The 17149-nt window shown below is 36.7% G+C and carries 15 protein-coding genes; 11 read left to right on the forward strand and 4 right to left on the reverse strand.

From position 1 onward, the window contains the following. Nucleotides 1–107: 107 nt before the first annotated feature. Both MUA87_RS02125 and MUA87_RS02130 read left to right on the forward strand, forming a co-directional pair. On the forward strand, nt 108–1022 hold the full coding sequence (locus MUA87_RS02125) for a DUF5996 family protein (RefSeq protein WP_262551237.1): 915 nt from the start codon (nt 108–110) through the stop codon (nt 1020–1022). 73 nt (nt 1023–1095) lie between these two features. Then, nucleotides 1096–1836: an epoxyqueuosine reductase QueH gene (locus MUA87_RS02130; RefSeq protein ID WP_262551238.1), complete on the forward strand. Its 741-nt coding sequence runs from the start codon at nt 1096–1098 to the stop codon at nt 1834–1836. A gap of 63 nt (nt 1837–1899) precedes the next feature. On the opposite strand, the gene MUA87_RS02135 is transcribed toward MUA87_RS02130, so the two are convergent. Beyond that, a complete protein-coding gene (locus MUA87_RS02135) occupies nt 1900–2358 on the reverse strand; it encodes a DUF3021 domain-containing protein (RefSeq protein ID WP_057510022.1) in 459 nt (152 codons plus the stop codon). After that, complete coding sequence (locus MUA87_RS02140; protein ID WP_002479857.1) at nt 2355–2795, reverse strand: LytTR family DNA-binding domain-containing protein; 441 nt, start codon at nt 2793–2795, stop codon at nt 2355–2357. Before MUA87_RS02140 ends, MUA87_RS02135 begins: the two co-directional genes overlap by 4 nt. Before the next feature lie 1241 nt (nt 2796–4036). Here MUA87_RS02140 and MUA87_RS02145 point away from each other — a divergent pair. From MUA87_RS02145 to MUA87_RS02160, 4 genes are all read left to right on the forward strand, one after another. After that, nucleotides 4037–4408 carry a DUF488 domain-containing protein gene (locus MUA87_RS02145; protein WP_262551239.1) on the forward strand — a complete coding sequence of 124 codons (372 nt, stop codon included), beginning with the start codon at nt 4037–4039 and terminating at the stop codon, nt 4406–4408. A gap of 279 nt (nt 4409–4687) precedes the next feature. Then, nucleotides 4688–6937, forward strand: a complete 2250-nt coding sequence (gene pflB, locus MUA87_RS02150; RefSeq protein ID WP_002479855.1) for a formate C-acetyltransferase — start codon at nt 4688–4690, stop codon at nt 6935–6937. A 109-nt stretch (nt 6938–7046) separates the two neighbouring features. Continuing rightward, nucleotides 7047–7802: a pyruvate formate-lyase-activating protein gene (gene pflA, locus MUA87_RS02155; protein WP_057510118.1), complete on the forward strand. Its 756-nt coding sequence runs from the start codon at nt 7047–7049 to the stop codon at nt 7800–7802. Nucleotides 7803–8014: 212 nt separating this feature from the next. Beyond that, nucleotides 8015–8416, forward strand: coding sequence for a sporulation protein (locus MUA87_RS02160; RefSeq protein ID WP_002479853.1), 402 nt, complete (start codon nt 8015–8017; stop codon nt 8414–8416). A 110-nt stretch (nt 8417–8526) separates the two neighbouring features. On the opposite strand, the gene MUA87_RS02165 is transcribed toward MUA87_RS02160, so the two are convergent. Then, the gene (locus MUA87_RS02165; protein ID WP_031262648.1) at nt 8527–9522 is read right to left on the reverse strand and encodes an NADP-dependent oxidoreductase; all 996 of its coding nucleotides are present in this window, start codon (nt 9520–9522) and stop codon (nt 8527–8529) included. Between the two features lie 266 nt (nt 9523–9788). On the opposite strand from MUA87_RS02165, the gene MUA87_RS02170 reads away from it, so the two are divergent. Both MUA87_RS02170 and deoB read left to right on the forward strand, forming a co-directional pair. Continuing rightward, nucleotides 9789–11090: a pyrimidine-nucleoside phosphorylase gene (locus tag MUA87_RS02170; RefSeq protein WP_262551240.1), complete on the forward strand. Its 1302-nt coding sequence runs from the start codon at nt 9789–9791 to the stop codon at nt 11088–11090. Nucleotides 11091–11123: 33 nt separating this feature from the next. Further along, nucleotides 11124–12317, forward strand: a complete 1194-nt coding sequence (gene deoB / locus MUA87_RS02175) for a phosphopentomutase (RefSeq protein WP_262551241.1) — start codon at nt 11124–11126, stop codon at nt 12315–12317. A 96-nt stretch (nt 12318–12413) separates the two neighbouring features. On the opposite strand, the gene MUA87_RS02180 is transcribed toward deoB, so the two are convergent. Next, nucleotides 12414–13439, reverse strand: a complete 1026-nt coding sequence (locus MUA87_RS02180; RefSeq protein ID WP_262551242.1) for a PTS sugar transporter subunit IIC — start codon at nt 13437–13439, stop codon at nt 12414–12416. A gap of 204 nt (nt 13440–13643) precedes the next feature. Here MUA87_RS02180 and MUA87_RS02185 point away from each other — a divergent pair, with 204 nt between their 5' ends. The 3 genes from MUA87_RS02185 to MUA87_RS02195 all read left to right on the forward strand — a co-directional run bounded on the left by MUA87_RS02185 (nt 13644) and on the right by MUA87_RS02195 (nt 17135). After that, entirely contained in the window at nt 13644–14513 is an 870-nt protein-coding gene (locus MUA87_RS02185; RefSeq protein ID WP_002479848.1) for a fructosamine kinase family protein, read from the forward strand. A 136-nt stretch (nt 14514–14649) separates the two neighbouring features. Continuing rightward, complete coding sequence (locus tag MUA87_RS02190) at nt 14650–16080, forward strand: polyphosphate--AMP phosphotransferase (RefSeq protein ID WP_023015496.1); 1431 nt, start codon at nt 14650–14652, stop codon at nt 16078–16080. 95 nt (nt 16081–16175) lie between these two features. Then, a complete protein-coding gene (locus MUA87_RS02195) occupies nt 16176–17135 on the forward strand; it encodes a cation diffusion facilitator family transporter (RefSeq protein ID WP_002479846.1) in 960 nt (319 codons plus the stop codon). The last annotated feature ends 14 nt before the right edge of the window (nt 17136–17149 follow it).

Genomic DNA, 17149 nt, shown 5'->3' on the forward strand with positions numbered 1-17149 from the left:
ATAACATGGTCGTTGAATAGATATGACAGTTAGAAACCGCTTCGGCGGTTTCTTTTACATTTCTCTGATAAAAAGGGGTAGAGGTAAGAAAAAGAGGAGGTATTTCCATGGAAATCTTAAAGTATCAAGATTGGAAAGAAGAGCATCAAACATTACATTTAATTGCGCAAATACTAGGTAAATATAAATTAGCGTGTGCTTATCAAGCACCTCAATGGGAACATGTAGTCTTAAATATTACACCTGAAGGCTTTACGACAGGGATGTTGTATTTTGGTGAAAAATATTTCTCAATCAGCGTGAACGTATTAGATGACCAAATCGAAGTGCGTGTGAATGAAGATATGACAACCTTCCCACTACAAGATGGCAAAACAGTTCAAGACTACTACAAACAAATCACAGGAACGGTTAAAGAGTTTGATATTGAAGTCGACATTAACCCAGAACCTCAAGAATTGGCAGATAAAACACCATTTGATGAAGATACAAAACATCACCATTATGACCATGATAAAGCAGTGAAAGCTATCCAACTCTTTCAGTATGCGAATCGTGCATTAGAACGCTTTGTGCACCCTTTACGTGCACGTGTAGAAGGTCCTGGTTTATTCTGGGGAACATTCGATGTATCAACATTAGTGGTGTATAACGAAATGCATGAAACATTCAAACCACGCCAAGTGATTGAATATGGTTGTTTCGATGAACGTTTTGTAGAATTTGGTTTCTGGTTCGGTGATGATAACTTTGAAGGACCTACTTTCTTCGTCTTACCTTATCCATTCGTAGATGCTGACTTTACGTATGAAGGTACATTACCAGAAGGCGCTTATTTCAGTAAACAATTAACAGAATTTATTTATGAGTTACAACGCGGTGATTTAGATGAATTAGATACGATAGATGAAACATTTAAACGCGGCTTTGAAATCTTTACTGAGCACCAAGGTTGGGAAGACACGTCACATTATACGATTCCATTGAATATGCCGAAGAATAACGTATCAGACCATGAGTAATAGCACATCTATGATAATTCCGTTATAATAAACGCACATATAAATTCTCAACTAAGAAGGAGCGAAGACATCCATGATTGAAATGGACGGCATTGTAGCCAAAATGAAAAATCAAAAGATCAATTACGATAGAGTCTTAAAGAAAATGATACAGCAATGGGAGCGCTCAGAGGAATGTCCTAAAATCTTATTGCACAGTTGTTGTGCGCCTTGTAGTACGTATGTGTTAGAGTTTTTGACACAGTATGCGGATGTGGCGATTTATTTTGCGAACCCGAATATTCATCCAAAGAAAGAATATGAACGCCGTGCGTATGTACAAGAAGCATTTATTAAAGATTTCAATGAACGTAATGGGACAAATGTCCGCTATATCGAAGCCCCTTACAAGCCGCATGAATTTATGAAGATGGCGAAAGAACGTGGTGTGACAGATGAACCAGAAGGTGGCTTACGTTGTACGGCATGTTTTGAAATGCGCTTGGATATGGTGGCAGAAGCGGCTGTCAAATATGGTTATGATTATTTCGGCAGCGCATTAACATTATCGCCAAAGAAAAATGCGCAGTTGATTAATGAAATAGGATCAGAAGTTCAAAAATTATATGATGTTAATTATTTACCGAGTGATTTCAAAAAGAATAAAGGCTATGAACGTTCTTTAGAAATGTGTCGAGACTATAATATTTATCGTCAATGTTATTGTGGCTGTGTTTTTGCGGCACAAGCACAAGGGATTGACTTTAAAGAAGTGAATAAAGCAGCCCAAGCTTTCTTTGATGAGCTTGAGCACAATGAAACTACACAATCATAAATCAATTAAGCTCCCGATGAGGCAGGCACTGATACAGTGAATCCTTTATCGGGAGCTTTTTATTTATTTGAGTTTGTGATTAATCTCATTGACTAAGCGTTTATTCTTAATATAGTTGATGATCCAAATCATACTGTAGATGAAGAGGAAGATGAGTGTAAATACCAAGATATTTAATAAATCGAGCGGGAACCATCCAGCTAACATCGCAAGCGGTAAGAATCCAACATAACAGAGTACTAAATGGACGAGTGTTGTTTTAAGCAAGCTCCAATCTGTTTTATAATAAATCATTTCAGCGAGTGTGAAGAGTACACCAATCAGTCCCCATATGATGACACATACGAACATGGTCATCACTTCAGAAAGATGTGTATGATAGTACATTCCCATTGTTGAAACGGGTGATAAGGGTTCGTATTGACCTTGCGCAAAAATAAACGAGAAGATAAGAGACATCGTGATACCTATCGTTATGCCAACCATAAAACCGATACATAATTGTTTAATCATATGTTTCATTGGAATAACCTCGCTTTCAATTGTTTTAAATAACGTCGTGAGGAATAAGTTGCTTCACCATGTTTCATTTCGATATGAATCATACCGTTTTTACTTAAGCTTAAGTGCTTAATATTATGCATGTTAATGATTTCTGATTGTGAGATTCTGATGAAATCCTTTGGTAAGGATTGTTCTAGCTGATAAAAGCGCTGTTGAATGTGCAGACGATGCGAGGTTGTATAGGCGAAGAGTTTGCGCTGTTCTGAACGGATGTAGAGGAAATCTTCTATGGGGAAGCGGTATGTTTTATCATTTTCTTTGCCTGTTAAAGTTTGAATGGTTGATGTTTGTTGTGCAGCTTGGATAATCGCATCGACTGTTTTGGAATGTTCGTGTGCGTAGATATCAACATATTCTTCAGGATAAGTCGGATCAAAATAGGAATTGATTTTCATGAGCACTCGCTCCTCTCTTTAATTCTATTAAAGCAGAGCTTGATGATTATGAGAATAGTTTTGATACATGTGGTATCAAGGAGACGACAAGTGGTTAAAAAGCAAAAAAGAGAGAAGGTCTGGGGAAACCTTCTCTCCATTACAGTGATTTTAGAAATGAAGGGGAATCATTTCTAGTACTTGTAATAACAATATCAATTTTTAAGGAGTTTACTCATTGTTCAATACACTCAGGGGAAAGTGTATTGAGACTAACCATTTAGTATATTTCTATCAGAGTTCATCAATATGATTGGTTATCATTCTTATTACTTACTTTGCCTACAATTTTTAAGGAGTGGATTGAGCATGTATGACATGCAGACGTTGAATCCTCTGTCATCCAATCTATCTGTTTCATGAATGCTCAACTTTTGAATATACCTACGACTCATTTTTAGAGATAAGCTCGTGCATTCGATTCATATTATCGGGGCACATCATTCCTTACAGCCGCTTACGAAAGTTGGGAGTATACTAAGTAAATGGTTGGGGAGCCACTTACTTTAAAATGCAGCTGTTTTGAAATTTTGTTGTTAATTTGATGTATCAGGGGAAACACATCAAAGTTTAATATGATTCGAATATGTCAGCATCGAAATTAGGATGGGGTAATCCTGTCTTCGTTTTCGCTTATATGAGCAACTCACCTCCTGAAATATACTAAAATTGATACATGTTTCTTTAGGATGCGGGGAACATCTTTAAAGAAATATGCAGCAACATGACAGAAATCCTACCACGGTGTTCCTGCCAATGACATTTCTAGGTTGTTGTTCTGAGATGTACTCGTTCACTGTAAAGCGTCGCATTATCGTAAAATAATGCCGCCAAATTAAAATATTAAATAGATAGCGTTGTTTAAAGCGCTCATCTATCTGTTGTTCGTGTCTCAGGGGTCTCTTGAACAACATTATCGCTTGAAACAACTTTGTTATCTATTTCACATACTACAATAACATGAGTTGTGGTTAAAATCACTATAAATGGTGCATAACTTTTTAGAGTTGTGACGTTATTGTGAAACTGTACAGTTTACTGTTGTACTATGTAAGCGCTGTACCACCACAGAATGATTGTATACAATACGGAATGTTGTGTTTCTTCCTATTAAAATAAGAAATGAGCGTCGTTTGTGTATATAGGACAAGGGTATAATAAATATAAAGTGCTGATTATTGTTTGAAAGGAAGGATGCTTGTATGGCAATCAAAGTAAAACGCATTTATGATGACAAAGCAGAAGACGATGGTGTACGTGTATTAGTGGATCGAGTTTGGCCACGTGGTATTTCAAAAGAAAATGCGAATTTGGATGAATGGTTAAAAAATATCGGACCGACAAAAGAATTAAGAGAGTGGTTCAACCATGATGCAGATAAGTTCGAAAACTTTAAAAAGAAATATATCAAAGAACTTGAAAACAATGATGAACAAAATGAAGAACTCAAAACATTAGAAGGCATGGTTAAAGATGCACGTAAAGATGTGATTATTCTATTTGGCGCTAAAGATGAAAAACATAATCAAGCTGTTGTCTTACAATCTTATTTGAAAGATCAAGGATACAAGTAACGTTAAATTAACCAGTAATCATTGAATAAATATTGAAGCAATCCAGTAATGCATATAACGCTTTACTGGATTGTTTTTTATTTGCAATTAAAAATTTACTGTTCTAATACAGTGATTTTTGAATGTAACACTTAATCTAACAGAGTCACAACCTTGACACATGTTTATTAAAACGTTTTCATATTTTAGTGATTTATTTCACAAGTCAATGTATAATAGTATGTGAAAAGGTGAACAAACAATAAACCTAAAATACACATTATCCATGGAGGGATATCAATGATTGAACCAAAATCAAGAAAACAATCAGCATGGGCAGGATTTGAGACTGGCAAATGGACTTCAGAAGTGGATGTTAGAAACTTTATTCAATTGAACTACACAATGTACAATGGCGATTCATCATTCTTAGAATCACCAACACGTGCAACAAGTGATTTATGGAAACAAGTTATGGAATTATCTAAAGAAGAACGCGATCGTGGCGGCATGTGGGATATGGATACTAAAGTTGCATCAACAATCGTTTCACATGATGCAGGCTACTTAAACAAAGACACTGAACAAATCGTAGGTGTTCAAACTGAAAAACCATTCAAACGTTCAATGCAACCATTCGGTGGTATTCGTATGGCGAAAGCAGCTTGTGAAGCATACGGTTATGAATTAGATAAAGAAACTGAAAAAATCTTTACTGACATTCGTAAAACACATAACCAAGGTGTATTCGATGCTTACTCTAAAGAAATGTTAGCTTGCCGTAAAGCAGGTATCATCACAGGTTTACCAGATGCATACGGACGTGGACGTATTATCGGTGACTATCGTCGTGTAGCATTATATGGTGTGGACTACTTAATTGAAGAAAAAGTAAAAGACTTCAATAACATGTCTACTGAAATGGACGAAGCAACAATCCGTTTACGTGAAGAATTATCTGAACAACACCGTGCATTACATGAATTAAAAGCAATGGCTGAAATGTATGGTTATGACATCAGCAAACCAGCTACAAACTTCAAAGAAGCAGTTCAATGGTTATACTTTGCATACTTAGCAGCAATCAAAGAACAAAACGGTGCTGCAATGAGTTTAGGACGTACTTCTACATTCTTAGACATCTATGCAGAACGTGACTTACAAAATGGTGACATCACTGAACGTGAAGTACAAGAAATTGTGGATCACTTCATTATGAAATTACGTCTTGTAAAATTTGCAAGAACACCTGACTACAACGAATTATTCTCAGGAGACCCAACTTGGGTAACTGAATCAATCGGTGGTGTAGGTATTGACGGACGTCACATGGTTACTAAAAACTCATTCCGTTTCTTACACACATTAGATAACTTAGGACCAGCTCCAGAACCAAACTTAACAGTTTTATGGTCACAACGTTTACCAGAAAACTTCAAAACTTTCTGTGCTGAAATGAGTATCAAATCAAGTGCGATCCAATACGAAAACGATGACTTAATGCGTGAAAGCTATGGCGATGACTATGGTATCGCATGTTGTGTATCTGCAATGCGTATCGGTAAACAAATGCAATTCTTCGGTGCACGTGCTAACTTAGCGAAAACTTTACTTTACGCTATCAACGGCGGTAAAGATGAAAAATCAGGCAAACAAGTAGGTCCAGAATTCGTACCAGTAACTTCAGAAATCTTAGACTACGATGAAGTGTATGCGAAATTCGATCAAATGATGGAATGGTTAGCAGGCGTTTATATCAACTCTCTAAACATCATCCATTACATGCATGATAAATACAGCTACGAACGTATTGAAATGGCGTTACATGATACAGATGTTATGCGCACAATGGCAACAGGTATCGCAGGTTTATCAGTAGCTGCAGACTCATTATCAGCAATCAAATACGGTGAAGTTCGCGCTATCCGTAACGAAGATGGCTTAGCAGTAGATTTCGAAACAACTGGCGACTTCCCTAAATATGGTAACAATGATAAACGTGTAGACGATATCGCTGTAGAATTAGTAAAATCATTCATGAAAAAATTACGTAAACACAAAACTTACCGTGATTCAGAACACACAATGAGTGTCTTAACAATCACTTCAAACGTTGTTTATGGTAAGAAAACTGGTAATACACCAGATGGACGTAAAGAAGGCGAACCATTCGCACCAGGTGCTAACCCAATGCACGGCCGTGACGAACACGGTGCATTAGCATCATTATCATCAGTTGCGAAAATCCCTTACGAATATTGTAAAGATGGTATCTCTAATACATTCAGTATCGTACCTAAATCATTAGGTAAAACAGATATGGAACAAAACCATAACTTAGTTTCTGTATTAGATGGTTACGCAATGCAACATGGTCACCACTTAAATATCAACGTATTTAACAGAGACACATTATTAGACGCAATGGAACATCCTGAAGAGTATCCACAATTAACAATTCGTGTATCTGGATACGCAGTTAACTTCATTAAATTAACAAGAGAACAACAACTAGATGTTATCTCAAGAACATTCCACGAAAGAATGTAATTAAGGTAAAAGCCGCATTTATTGCGGCTTGATGCCTATTATGAATAAAAAGTATGCCGTATAAAAAATAAGAGTAATATGGATCATGAAACAAAAAGAAAGGACGATTATTATGGAAGGAAGAATTCACTCAGTAGAAAGTTTAGGGACAGTTGACGGCCCAGGCCTTCGCTATATTATATTTACGCAAGGATGTTTGTTAAGATGCCTGTACTGTCATAACCCTGACACTTGGGGTTTGACTGACGCATCCCGTAAAGCGACAGTTGACGAATTAGTGGATGAGATTCTTCCATATCGTCCTTACTTTACTGTCTCTGGCGGAGGTGTCACAATCAGCGGTGGCGAACCTTTGCTTCAAATGCCATTTGTAGAAGCATTATTTAAAGAGCTTAAAAAAGCAGATATTCACACATGCATTGATACTTCGGCAGGCTGTGTGAATGAAACAAAAGCATTTCTTTCCCATTTAGATAATTTGCTTGAGTATACTGACTTGATTTTGCTTGATTTAAAACATATTGATAATGAAAAACATATCGCATTAACAGGTAAACCTAATGAACATATTATTAAATTTGCGAAGATGTTGTCAGAACGAAAACAACCTGTTTGGATTCGCCATGTCCTTGTACCAGGTTATACTGATGATGAAGAAGATTTAATTAAACTCGGTGAATTTATTAACTCACTTGAGAATGTAGAACGCTTTGAAATCTTACCTTATCATCAACTTGGTGTGCATAAGTACGAAGCATTAGAACTTGAATATCCATTAGAAGGTGTAATCGAACCGACAACAGAAGAAGTTGTACGTGCATACGATTTAGTAAACTTTAAAGGTATCACTCCAGTTAGTGTATAAATATTAGAACTAAAAAAACAGACGCTTAGAATGAATTTTTCTATGTGTCTGTTTTTCAATATGCTTAGATTGACATGAGATGAAATTCTTTTTTAAGATAAAGTTGTTGTTCAAATCTAATGAATCAGTTTTTGAATTAAACGACTTAAAGTTAGGGAAGAGATAAATAAGTCGAGAGGATAAAACTTCACACATTTCAAGGAGGGCATACTATGTTTGAAAAAATCTTAACATCATTAGGTGTAGGTGCATTAACAGTAGAAACACGTTTAGAAAAAGATGTGTTTGATGCTAATGAATTGATTAAAGGTAAAGTCGTATTAAAAGGCGGAGATGCGGATCAACAAATCTCTAAAATTAAATTATCTTTAATCGAACACAAAGAAAATGAAACAGAACACAGTGACTTTGATGAAATGGAAAATGTTTTACAAGTCTATGAAATTCATAGTGAACAAGTCGTTGAAGCGGCACAAACAGTGGAAAAACCATTTGAATTTCCACTAGAGAATTATGAATTCCAAAAAGATACAGATGCGTTGACGCTCAGAACTTATGTTTATATTGATAATGGTGCTGATGCAGAAGAAGACGCTGAAATTTCAATTCAATAAACTATAATTATTTGAAGTATATAAAGAAACACCACATCATTTCTATCGCAAAGGTTGAGGTTTGTGATAAAAGTGATGTGGTGTTTTTATGTTTGCTTTTGTATTTCAAGTTATCTTGAAATACGAATAACCACTTTGCCAGTTGCGTGGCCTTGTTGAATGTATTCTAAAGCTTTATCTGTTTCTTCAAAATCAAAAGTTAAGTCTAACACAGGTTTGATTTTACCTGATTCAATCAATTGTCTGATTTTGTTGAGTTGTGAACGACTGTCACGTGTAAAGATAAAGTGATATGAAGCGTGATGTTGGCGTGCTGCACGGTGAACTTTACGTGCCGCAAATTTTAATAAGAAACGTTTCCATAAAGAGAGTTTCAAATCTTTCGCGGTTTGCGCATCAGGAATGCCGCTGATAGAAACCACTTTACCTAAAGGTTTTAAAATCTTAAATGCTGAAAATAAGTTTTCGCCGCCTAACGTATCAAAAACACCATCATAGTTGGTTAAACTATCAGTAAAGTTTTGACGACGGTAATCGATGATGTTATCAGCACCGAGATCTTTGACAAGCTCACGATTTTTACTACTGGTTGTTGTCGCAACGTAAGCGCCTAATACTTTCGCAAATTGAATCGCAAAAGAACCAACGCCCCCAGAGCCTGCTTGGATTAAAACTTTTTGATCTTTGGTTAAATGCATGACGTCATTTAAAGCTTGGTAAGAAGTTAAACCTGCCATAGGAATAGAAGCAGCTTCTTCATAACTTAAGTGATTTGGCATTGCCGCAATTTGGTTTTGCGTAGCCGTAATATATTCTGCGAAAGCACCTGCTTTTAAGCCATAGACATTGTCACCGACTTGGAATGCAGAAATATGCTTGCCGACTTCCACGATTTCCCCCGCAAAATCATGTCCCATAATATAAGGTGTTTTATAATTAAAGAAGAGACGCATTTTACCGCCTTGCGCAATTTTAAAATCGACCGGATTGACACTTGCCGCATGTATTTTAATGAGCACTTGATTGTCTTTGATTTTAGGTCGTTTGATTTCTTTTAATTCTGCTTTGGCATGTTTGCCATATTTTTTATTGATGATTGCTCGCATTTTCACTTTTGCCATACCCTAAACACTTCCAATTTCTAATTTACTTTATTATACACCTACTTTCCCTAGAAATACGCAGTTTAATCTATGTTTCACAAGCTTGTGAAATTGTGTTATTTATATTCTTGGCGCAAATAATTGTTTTTGATTTTGACTCATTCTCTATTCATTTCATTCTCGTTTTGATGTATTCTCATGGTAAAATATAAGTAAGCAAGTGTCACAAAGCACAGATGAAAGAGAATACTTGAAGGAGTGACAGTATTATGAGAATGGTGGATTTAATCGATAAGAAAAGGGACGGCAAGGCATTAACGACTGAAGAAATTAATTGGATGGTCGAACACTATACGAATGGTGACATCCCAGATTATCAAATGTCGAGTCTTGCGATGGCAATTTTTTTCCAAGATATGAATGATGAAGAGCGTGCTGCTTTAACCATGGCAATGGTACATTCAGGAGATATGATTGATTTATCCAAAATCGAAGGGATTAAAGTTGATAAACACTCTACAGGCGGCGTAGGAGATACGACGACATTAGTACTTGCGCCACTCGTTGCGGCAGTGGGTGTACCAGTTGCTAAGATGAGCGGACGTGGATTAGGGCACACAGGCGGTACTATCGATAAATTAGAAGCGGTTGATGGCTTCCATGTAGAAATCTCAGAAGATGAGTTCATTCGTCTTGTAAATGAAGATAAATTAGCAGTAATTGGACAATCAGGTAACTTAACACCGGCCGATAAGAAGATTTATGCATTGCGTGATGTGACAGGTACAGTAAATTCTATCCCATTAATCGCATCTTCTATTATGAGTAAGAAGATTGCGGCGGGTGCCGATGCGATTGTTTTAGATGTTAAGGCAGGTAACGGCGCATTCATGAAGACGTTAGATGATGCGAAAGCATTGGCACATGCGATGGTTAAAATCGGTAATGATGTCGGCAGACAAACTATGGCGATTATTTCTGATATGAGTCAACCACTCGGCAATGCGATTGGTAATGCGCTTGAATTAAAAGAAGCAATCGATACATTACGTGGTGAAGGACCAGAAGATCTAACTGAACTTGTAATGACGCTTGGTTCTCAAATGGTCGTGCTCGGCGGTAAAGCTGAAACATTAGATGAAGCACGTACGTTACTTCAAGAAGCTATTGATAGCGGTGCAGCTTTAGATAAATTCCGCACATTCTTAGGCAATCAAGGGGGTAATACAGAAGTAGTAGACCATCCTGAATTATTACCTCAAGCCAAATACCAAATTGACATTCCAGCCAAATCAAGCGGTGTTGTCACTGAGATTGTGGCGAACGAAATGGGTATTGCGTCTATGATGCTAGGTGCAGGACGCCAAACAAAAGAAGATGAAATAGATTTAGCTGTCGGCTTAGTTCTGCATAAAAAAGTCGGGGACAAAGTTGAAGAGGGCGAAAGCCTGATGACAGTTTACAGTAATACGGAATCCATTGATGATGTCAAAGCTAAAATCTATGATAATATTACGATTGCGCAAACAGGTGAAGCGCCGACATTGATTCATACGGTGATTACTGAATAAATTTGAAATAAAGAAAGATAGGAGCGAATGAGTATGACAACTCCATTTAAACGTGTACATTTAATTGTGATGGACTCTGTAGGTATCGGAGAAGGGCCAGATGCGGCCGCATTCAACGATGAAGGCAGCCACACTTTAAAACATACATTAGAAGGATTTAAACAAAAATTACCGAATTTAGAACGTTTAGGATTAGGTAATATTGATCAATTACCAGTTGTTAATGAAGTCGACCATCCTGAAGCCTTTTATACAAAACTCAGCGAAGCTTCTGTTGGCAAAGATACAATGACAGGTCATTGGGAAATTATGGGCTTAAACATCATGCAGCCATTTAAAGTTTATCCTGAAGGTTTCCCAGATGAACTAGTTAAAGAAATTGAAGATATGACAGGACGTAAAATAGTCGCGAACCGACCAGCTTCTGGTACGCAGATTATTGATGAGTGGGGCGAACATCAAATGAAGACAGGTGATTTGATTGTCTATACTTCAGCTGACCCTGTACTTCAAATTGCGGCACACGAAGATATCATTCCTTTAGAAGAACTTTATGATATCTGCGAGAAGGTCCGTGAATTAACGAAAGATCCTAAATATTTAATTGGACGTATTATTGCACGTCCTTATGTGGGCGAACCAGGTAATTTCACACGTACGTCAAATCGCCATGATTATGCATTGAAACCATTTGGTCGTACTGTCATGAATGAATTAAAGGATAATGGTTACGATGTCATCGCAATTGGTAAAATCAATGATATATATGATGGTGAAGGTGTAACGAAAGCGGTACGTACAAAAAATAATATGGATGGTATGGATCAACTTGTTGAAGTTGTTAAACATGACTTTACTGGACTCAGTTTCTTAAACTTAGTAGATTTCGATGCGTTATATGGCCATCGTCGTGATAAAGATGGTTACGCGCAAGCAATCAAAGAATTTGATGAACGTCTACCAGAACTTTTTGAAAATCTGCAAGAAGATGATTTAGTCATTATTACTGCAGATCATGGTAATGATCCGATTGCGCCTGGTACAGACCATACGCGTGAATATATTCCAGTATTGTTCTATAGTCCTAAATTAAAAGATAAAGCACATGAACTTAGCGGTGATACAACGTTCAGTTCTATCGGTGCGACAATCGCAGATAACTTTAATGTACCAATGCCTGAATTCGGACGCAGCTATTTATCTGAATTAGGTGTTGAAACAGAATAACTGAATTTCATAAGTAAGTTAGTGTAAATACAAAATAACGTTCTATCCAAGTAATCAGGATAGAACGTTATTTTTATGATGTATATTTAATTGTGTTTATGAATTTGAAGTGCGTTTGTCACCAATATGGATTTTCTGATCACCATCTTTAATCCATCCTGCATTACGACACACTTTATAAAGCAAGTAGCTGACGATGGTAGGTAAAGCAATTTGGAAAACACCGATTAAAATCCAAGTGTGAAGTGAAGCACCCATGGTATTTATCGTCATAATCTGTCCAATAAAACCGCTCGTTCCCATCCCTGCACCTGCCGCATTATTAGTCATTGGGAAGAGTGTCGTCATGATTGGAGCGACAATTGCGCTTGCGAGTGTCGGTGGAATAAGTATTGCGGGGTTCATTAAGATATTCGGTACTTGCAACATACTTGTACCGATACCGACTGAAATGATACCGCCGACGCCATTATCTTTATAGCTCGTTACCGCAAAACCGACCATTTGTGCACAACAACCGATTGTTGCGGCACCTGCGGCTAAACCAGATAAATCTAGCATTAAAGCTAAAGCAGCACTTGAAATCGGTGCTGTTAAAGCTAGACCGAAAATCACTGCGACTAAGATACCCATCACAAGCGGACGTTGATCAGTCGCAAGCATAATCATTTTACCAAGTGACACCATAAAGTCATTTAAGAATGGTCCAATAAATTTAGCCACTGCACCACCGACAATTAAAGTAAGTAATGGTGAGATAATAATGTCAATTTTCGTTTTAGCTGCATAAAAACGACTTAATTCAGTGGCGATTAAAGTGGCAACGAAGGCACCTACTGCACCGCCGCCAAACTTGTCATAGCCGAGAGAACCGACGATGATACAAGAAAAGACAACTAAAGGTTGTGCACCTAAACCATAAGCAATGGCACCACCGATTGCGGCACCTGTTAAGCCCATCGCGACTGTGCCGATTTCAGATAAAAAATGTAAATTTAAAACAGGAAACAAAGTTTGTTTACCGATAGTTTGTAAGATTAAACCGATAATAAGTGAACCGAATAGGCCTAAGGTCATATAACTTAGACCTTGAATAAACCAACGATGTAGAAGTTTTTTCATTTAGGATTTCACCCTCCAATTATTTGTCATTAGTATAGCATAAAAGCAACTGCAAAAAAGATTGTTATTTTGAATAACACGCTATTGTAAAAAGAAATAAACAAAAGTCATGTTCCTAAGAAGAGGGTTAATAAAAGCAAGTTATAATTATAAGATAAGTGGTATATATTATGTATGAGACATTTTAGAACGGGGGAAGAAATAATGGATAAGTTATGGCAACAAAATTTACCGATTTCAGGTATTAAAGATATTGTACCTGTCGCAGGCGGTGACGTGAATGATGCATATCGTATTGATACTGAAAATGATGAAACTTTCTTCTTATTAGTACAACCGAATACTTCTTATGACTTCTATGCGGCAGAAGCAGAAGGGTTGAAAGATTTTGAGTATGCGGAAGTTACTGCACCGCGTGTGATTGCGAATGGTGAAATTGATGGAGATGCTTATTTAGTATTAAGTTGGCTAGAAGAGGGACCACGAGGCAGCCAAGCTGAACTGGGTAAATTGGTCGCAAAATTGCACGATTTCCATAATCCAGACAAACGTTTTGGTTACGACCATCCTTATGAAGGCAGAGATATTTCTTTCAATAATGAATGGACAGATTCTTGGAAAGAAATCTTTGTGAACCGCAGATTGGATCATTTAAGAGAAGTGGTCGTTGAAAAAGGATTGTGGAACGTCGATCAATTGAATAAATTTGATAATGTACGTCAAGTGATTGTGAATGCATTAGACAATCACAAAAGTAAACCATCGCTATTACATGGTGATTTATGGGGCGGCAACTATATGTTCTTAGAAAATGGTGAACCTGCACTCTTTGATCCAGCTCCAATGTATGGCGATCGTGAATTCGATTTAGGAGCGACAACGACATTCGGTGGTTTCTCTGAAGAATTCTATGAAGCTTATGATAAAGCTTATCCTTTAGATGAAGGTGCGTATCAACGCATTGAATTCTATAAATTCTATTTATTATTAGTACACTTAGTGAAATTCGGTCCAATGTATGAAGGCAGTGTAGATGCTTCAATGGATAAAATTTTAAGTGATGCCAACTTCTAATTGGAATCATAGCGACTTACTGGTAAAGTAGGTCGCTTTTTACATAGCTTTTGTTCTGGTGGAATTTTACTCCTTTGTCCATTTCAAGCGTAAAAAATGTTAATTTATAAGTAAGTTTAAAAATGGGGTGAGAATAATGTCAACTAAGATTAAAGACCTAGAGTTAGAAGCATCTGAGTTAACAAGAACAACACATCAATTAGGAATTCCAGTGATGATTCTTTTCGAGGGTGTACCTGCAGCAGGGAAAACACGTTTATCTAATGAATTATTATTAACTTTGGATGCGAAATACTCGAGCTTTATTGCGACCGCATCACCGACACCAGAAAATTTACGTTACCAATTCTTACAAAAGTATTGGAACACATTACCAGGCAAAGGAGACATTAATATTTATTTCCGTAGCTGGTATGCGCACTATATTGATTACAAAGTAAATGGGATTAAGCATTTACAGTACAAAGATTATCATGTATTGCGTGATCAAATTGATGGTTTTGAAACGATGCTTGAAAACGACCAATACGAAATCATTAAATTTTATATTGAAATTGATGAACAAAAACGCCAAGAACATATTAGACAAACGAAAGAAAATCCTCTTACAAGATGGAAAGCACAAGAATATGAAAATGTTATTCCGGATGATATTTATCTTGAAGAAATGCGTGAAATTCTTCAAGATCCAACTCAAAAAGATTGGAAGATTATTGATTATACGGATGGAGAAGCGGCTACTATTTTAATGTATGAACACATTATCAAACGCCTTAAAAAAGCGATTAAAGCTTATCACGAACGTGTTCAAACACGTGATGGTTTATTTACTGAAGGGTATACAACAGATGTTTTCGATAATCCATTAGAAAAAGTCAGTAAATCAGAGTACAAAACACAAATAGAAAAACTTCAAGCACGTATGTTAGAAATTCAATTTGCGTTATATGAACGAAAAATTCCATTAATTTTAGTGTTTGAAGGTATGGATGCGGCAGGTAAAGGCGGTAATATTAAACGCATTCGTGAGAAACTTGATCCGACGGGTTATGAAGTCAATGCGATTAGTGCACCTACAGATGTTGAACTTGCGCACCAATACTTATGGCGTTTTGCGCGAGATATGCCACGAACAGGACATATTGAACTTTTTGACCGCAGTTGGTATGGCCGTGTACTGGTAGAACGTGTAGAAGGTTTTGCGACAACGGATGAATGGCAACGTGCTTATCATGAAATTAATGACTTTGAAAAAATGTGGACAGATGAAGGAGCAATTCTGTTAAAATTCTTCTTAAGCTTAGATAAAGATGTTCAGTTAGAACGTTTTAAAGCTAGAGAAGAAAATCCGGATAAACAATGGAAGATTACGGATGAGGATTGGCGCAACCGTGAAAAGTGGGATTTATATTTAGAAGCCAGTGCGGATATGATTCAAAAAACCGATACTCATAATGCACCATGGTATGTTGTGCCAGCTGATCATAAGAAAACAGCGCGTATTGCGGTATTAAAACGTATTATTAAAACATGTGAAACTGCTTTGTGGGGCGTACACCACGATTAAAGACTGATATACTAGTGAGAAGTATAAAGTTAATTACGGGATATATTGTCAATGGATAGAAAAGGAACAATGGCAAGAAGGGGGAGAAGAAAATAATGGCGAGAAATTATTCTAGAACCTATTATTTTCATCATGTGGAACATCGCAAAATTCAACAAAGTTCTAAGAAAACACTGTGGTTATCTTTAATTATTACGTTATTCTTTACATTTGTTGAATTTATAGGGGGTATCGTGTCGAACTCACTGGCACTTTTATCAGACTCCTTCCACATGCTCAGTGACGTTTTAGCACTGGGGTTATCAATGGTCGCAATTTATTTATCAAGCAGGCAGCCGACTGACCGTTTTACTTATGGGTTTTTAAGGTTCGAAGTTATCGCTGCTTTCTTGAACGGACTGGCACTTGTAGTGATTTCACTGTGGATTTTTTATGAAGCTATTATGCGTATGATTTTCCCGAGAGAAATTGAAAGTGGACTAATGTTAGTGATTGCGGTAATTGGTTTAATCGTTAATATTGTATTAACGTGGTTACTGTATCATTCTTTAAAATCTGAAGAAAATATCAATATTCAAAGTGCATTATGGCATTTCTTTGGTGACTTATTAAATTCAGTGGGTGTCATCTTAGCAGTAATTTTAATTAAATTGACTGGTATTCAAATGATTGACCCGATTTTAAGTATTGTCATTTCAGCTGTGTTATTAAATGGCGGTTATAAAATCTTGAAAAATGCGTGGATGATTTTAATGGAATCTGTGCCAGAAGGTTTAGATGTCGATCAAATCATGGATGATATGAAAAAAGCAGAACACGTTTTAGATGTGCATGAATTCCATTTATGGAGTGTAACTTCTGATCAGTATTCATTATCTGCACATGTGGTATTAGACAGTAAAGATAGCCAGGATGCTTATCGCATCATCAACCAGTTAGAGCAATTATTAAAAACAAAGTATGGCTTACATCATACAACGTTACAGATTGAACATCTAGATTTGAATCACTTAGATGAAAATTATTTTGAGCAATTTGAAGATGAAAAAGCATAAATATGTGTGATTCA

This window comes from Staphylococcus simulans, from assembly GCF_025561465.1.
GTDB lineage: Bacteria > Bacillota > Bacilli > Staphylococcales > Staphylococcaceae > Staphylococcus > Staphylococcus simulans.

Coding starts and splice junctions, on each gene's coding strand:
- MUA87_RS02125 (WP_262551237.1), top strand. CDS start 108: ATGGAAATCTTAAAGTATCAAGATTGGAAAGAAGAGCATCAAACATTA.
- MUA87_RS02130 (WP_262551238.1), top strand. CDS start 1,096: ATGATTGAAATGGACGGCATTGTAGCCAAAATGAAAAATCAAAAGATC.
- MUA87_RS02135 (WP_057510022.1), bottom strand. CDS start 2,358: ATGAAACATATGATTAAACAATTATGTATCGGTTTTATGGTTGGCATA.
- MUA87_RS02140 (WP_002479857.1), bottom strand. CDS start 2,795: ATGAAAATCAATTCCTATTTTGATCCGACTTATCCTGAAGAATATGTT.
- MUA87_RS02145 (WP_262551239.1), top strand. CDS start 4,037: ATGGCAATCAAAGTAAAACGCATTTATGATGACAAAGCAGAAGACGAT.
- pflB (WP_002479855.1), top strand. CDS start 4,688: ATGATTGAACCAAAATCAAGAAAACAATCAGCATGGGCAGGATTTGAG.
- MUA87_RS02160 (WP_002479853.1), top strand. CDS start 8,015: ATGTTTGAAAAAATCTTAACATCATTAGGTGTAGGTGCATTAACAGTA.
- MUA87_RS02165 (WP_031262648.1), bottom strand. CDS start 9,522: ATGCGAGCAATCATCAATAAAAAATATGGCAAACATGCCAAAGCAGAA.
- MUA87_RS02170 (WP_262551240.1), top strand. CDS start 9,789: ATGAGAATGGTGGATTTAATCGATAAGAAAAGGGACGGCAAGGCATTA.
- deoB (WP_262551241.1), top strand. CDS start 11,124: ATGACAACTCCATTTAAACGTGTACATTTAATTGTGATGGACTCTGTA.
- MUA87_RS02180 (WP_262551242.1), bottom strand. CDS start 13,439: ATGAAAAAACTTCTACATCGTTGGTTTATTCAAGGTCTAAGTTATATG.
- MUA87_RS02185 (WP_002479848.1), top strand. CDS start 13,644: ATGGATAAGTTATGGCAACAAAATTTACCGATTTCAGGTATTAAAGAT.
- MUA87_RS02190 (WP_023015496.1), top strand. CDS start 14,650: ATGTCAACTAAGATTAAAGACCTAGAGTTAGAAGCATCTGAGTTAACA.
- MUA87_RS02195 (WP_002479846.1), top strand. CDS start 16,176: ATGGCGAGAAATTATTCTAGAACCTATTATTTTCATCATGTGGAACAT.